Annotated in this window: 1 pseudogene; it reads right to left on the reverse strand. The window is 36.9% G+C overall.

The window, feature by feature from the left end:
• Positions 1-793: pseudogene (locus KVT27_RS23365) on the reverse strand (DDE-type integrase/transposase/recombinase); the annotation flags it as partial.

Consider the following 793-nt stretch of genomic DNA (forward strand, 5'->3'; position numbering starts at 1 on the left):
CCAGAACGATTTTTCACACCCCAATTCCATAATTCTTTTGGAATAAGTTCTACTTCATCTGTTATCATCATTTCATTTGCATCATAGTTTTTTAACCAATGATGATTATTATGATACAGTACACATTTAATAATAATTTGGGTGAATTCTTGAATCGTTAGTTGTGCATCCAAGCGATAATCACGATCTCCACGAACATGAACATCTGTATCAACCACACCTGGCAAGAATGGTTTCACTTTTAAGTTTGTTGTTCGAAAATGTTGTTCAACGATTCCTTTCCAATCAGCTCTATATGGCGGTGTATTTTCAACTTTCATATTGAAAGCTGTAATTAAACGTTCAACATCATATCCTTCAAGTTCCCCACGATCCGCAAGAAGCGTTTGAGGTAAATAGATTGTGTCCCATTCTTCTGGCTTAATACCTATACCATACCTTTTACAGAAAGCCACTTTATCACTAGCTGCGTTGGCAAGAGCCATACTCGCACCTAACCACGAAGGTCCTTCTAATCCAACATAAATTCCAGTAATCATACGACTGAACATATCAATTACTGCATATAAAACGGGGCGTCCAATAATCCACTCTCGATTATAGCTACTTACAAGATAAACATCTGCAATTGTGGCATCAATTTGATATTTAGTTCCTGGACCGTACATCTCACCTACTGAAGTACCTAATACCGCACGATGTCTTAATTCATATTTCCGATCACCTTGTCGTTTACGTTTTTTCTCTTCCGATGTATAGGTTTTTTGATTCCAATATTGGAATTGCCGAAAAG

Source organism: Lysinibacillus sp. GbtcB16, from assembly GCF_019091145.1.
Lineage (GTDB): Bacteria > Bacillota > Bacilli > Bacillales_A > Planococcaceae > Lysinibacillus > Lysinibacillus fusiformis.